Consider the following 1,703-nt stretch of genomic DNA (forward strand, 5'->3'; position numbering starts at 1 on the left):
AGTTTGCTTGCTCCTTTCGAATGTTTGTGTGGTAACTTCATTCTACCAGAGCCTGCAAGCTATGTCTTCTTTTATGCGATTTTCAATTTGCGCAACTTATTGTACCTTATCGGCATAGCAGATGGGATATTCGGTTATTTCACTCTAATCTTCCAGCCGGTCAGGATCAGGTTTACGTTTTTGATGAGCGTTGGATTGAGTTTTTGAATCGCAGAAACACTGGTGTCATACTTTTGGGCGATGGAAGAGAGGGTGTCGCCGCTTTTCACGGTATAGAAAACAGCAGATTCACTCTTTGCTTTCACCAGAGCGTTGACTTTGGCCTGCACGGCAGAATAGTCATATCTGGCAGCAGTGAGACGGTTTTTGCGGTCGGTACCGTTTCCCCATTTGCCGTCCAGCACTTCCTTGGCGAGCTCGTCCACGGTCTTTCCCGGAGCGACCGGATCAGGAGTGACGGAGCCGGTATTGTACTTCGGTACGCCATAGCCACGGATGTATTTGCCGTTGACCTGCAGCGTGCGTCTGCTGACATAATTGCGTAAGTCCTCAAACATGAGTACTTAATCAAAGAAAACCCTGATAGAATCAGGGCTTCTTGAGAATAGATCTGTACTTTGAAAATTTAAGATTTTTTTTGCCTATTGATCTGGCTCAGACAATACTTCTGAATTCGTTTGGACCAGGGAAGAAGATCATCCAGATAAGATGGATCCTCATCTTCGGCATGATTGGGAAGTTCTGTAAGCAGAAGTTCGAAGTACTTGTAAGGGTTCAGGTGGTTGGCCTTGGCGGTCTCAACGAGACTGTAGAGAATAGCACTGGCCTGTGCACCTTTAGAAGTATCGATGATTACGAAATTCTTCCGGCCGAGAGTAAAAGGACGGATGGCTTGTTCCGCAAAGTTATTGTCCATGGGAACTCTGCCGTCGGAAAGGAAGACCCGAAGATAAAGCATTGTTTCACGCCATGTTTATATCTTCTGCGGATCGATTTGGTTGGGAAAACGGTACTTTCTCCGACTTGATCGAGTCCACATTAGGCGGAGACTGGGGAAAAGAGTCTCCTACCGGAAATAATACCGAGATGGTCTATTGCATCCGTGGCGCTGATATACCGGAAGTCAAAGCCGGTAACAAGGGAAAAATGCCAACTCGATATATCCTTCCCAAAAATTATGCAGCTAAGCGCCTGCTTCCCGGAGATATCGTAGTGGAAATATCCGGTGGCAGTCCCACACAGTCCACTGGCCGTGTCGCAGCAATTTCACAATCTCTTCTTGACCGATACGATAAAGGCATGGTCTGCACCAACTTTTGTCGAGCTATAAAGCCAAAGTCTGGTTACAGCATGTTTGTCTACTACTATCCGTCTTTGCATCAGCTATGTATTCCGGCGCAGCATCTGTGATATACCGACAAATTCTCTAAACAAGACTTTTGCTACGCTGAGGAACGAAATCAGACCGGATGACTACGTCAATTCTATTAAGGCATTCTTTGTAATGCGAGATGATTATAAAGAGTTCCCGAACGATGATATTGTTGTGGCTTGCGGTAAATGTGGTACTTCCTTATCTGGCAGCGTTAAGATATGGATTTTCCCTTACCTTCTGTAATCCCCGATCCGGGAATGAAAAGGGAAATGTCGAGAACAAGGTTGGGTACTTCCGCCGTAATATTCTGGTGCCCATTCCGAAAACG

The 1,703-nt window shown here is 46.0% G+C and carries 3 protein-coding genes; 1 reads left to right on the top strand and 2 read right to left on the bottom strand.

What is annotated here, in order from left to right; all coding sequences use genetic code 11:
* Window positions 1–134 precede the first annotated feature (134 nt).
* Both ACTQ3R_RS16440 and ACTQ3R_RS16445 read right to left on the bottom strand, forming a co-directional pair.
* Entirely contained in the window at window positions 135–557 is a 423-nt protein-coding gene (locus tag ACTQ3R_RS16440) for a LysM peptidoglycan-binding domain-containing protein (protein ID WP_441780223.1), read from the bottom strand.
* Window positions 558–625: 68 nt separating this feature from the next.
* Window positions 626–958 carry a transposase domain-containing protein gene (locus tag ACTQ3R_RS16445; RefSeq protein WP_441780224.1) on the bottom strand — a complete coding sequence of 111 codons (333 nt, stop codon included), beginning with the start codon at window positions 956–958 and terminating at the stop codon, window positions 626–628.
* Here ACTQ3R_RS16445 and ACTQ3R_RS16450 point away from each other — a divergent pair.
* Complete coding sequence (locus tag ACTQ3R_RS16450) at window positions 958–1,410, top strand: hypothetical protein (RefSeq protein WP_441780225.1); 453 nt, start codon at window positions 958–960, stop codon at window positions 1,408–1,410. The two genes, ACTQ3R_RS16445 and ACTQ3R_RS16450, sit on opposite strands and share 1 nt — an antisense overlap.
* The last annotated feature ends 293 nt before the right edge of the window (window positions 1,411–1,703 follow it).

It is taken from the genome of Lawsonibacter sp. LCP25S3_E2, assembly GCF_052117285.1.
Lineage (GTDB): Bacteria > Bacillota > Clostridia > Oscillospirales > Oscillospiraceae > Lawsonibacter.

Coding starts and splice junctions, on each gene's coding strand:
- ACTQ3R_RS16440 (WP_441780223.1), bottom strand. CDS start 557: ATGTTTGAGGACTTACGCAATTATGTCAGCAGACGCACGCTGCAGGTC.
- ACTQ3R_RS16445 (WP_441780224.1), bottom strand. CDS start 958: ATGCTTTATCTTCGGGTCTTCCTTTCCGACGGCAGAGTTCCCATGGAC.